Annotated in this window: 1 protein-coding gene; it reads left to right on the forward strand. The window is 72.5% G+C overall.

Annotated elements, in window-relative coordinates:
• Nucleotides 1-465: acyl-CoA dehydrogenase family protein (locus tag Q2100_RS31375; RefSeq protein WP_302917142.1), on the forward strand; the 465-nt coding region annotated here is incomplete at its 5' end.
• Between the last annotated feature and the right edge of the window lie 182 nt (nucleotides 466-647).

Consider the following 647-nt stretch of genomic DNA (forward strand, 5'->3'; position numbering starts at 1 on the left):
CGGCTGGCGCGGGTGCAGGGCCGGGCCGACGCAGACCTCGGGGCCGACCCGGGGCTGGCCGACATCGCGGCGCTGCTGCTGGCCGCCGAGCAGATCGGCGCCGCGGCGCGGTGTCTGGAGCTGACGGTCGCCTACACCAAGGACCGGGTGCAGTTCGGCAGGCCGATCGGCAGTTTCCAGGCGCTCAAGCACCGGATGGCCGACCTCTACGTGCTGGTGCAGTCGGCGCGGGCCGTGGTGACCGAGGCGATCGCCGAGCCGTCGGCCACGTCCGCGGCGCTGGCCCGGTTCAGCGCGAGCGAGGCGTTCAGCGCGGTGGCGGGCGAGGCGATCCAGCTGCACGGCGGCATCGCGATCACCTGGGAACACGACATCCAGCTGTACTTCAAGCGTGCCCACGGCAGCGCCCAGCTGCTCGGCCCGCCCCGCGAACATCTGCGTCGCCTCGAGTCCCAGGTCCTCTAGCGGCGATTTCGGCGCGGAAACGTTCGCTGGGCGAGCGTTTCCGCGCCGAAATCACTATGCACCGGGGATGAGGATGGTCTTGCCGGGCAGCCGTCCGGCGTCGGACTCGTCGTGCACCGCGGCGACCTCGGCCAGCGGGCGGCGATCGGCGACGTCGATGTGCAGTCCGCCGGCGTCGACGC

The sequence above is a fragment of the Mycolicibacterium arseniciresistens genome (assembly GCF_030519285.1).
Classification (GTDB): Bacteria; Actinomycetota; Actinomycetes; order Mycobacteriales; family Mycobacteriaceae; genus Mycobacterium; species Mycobacterium arseniciresistens.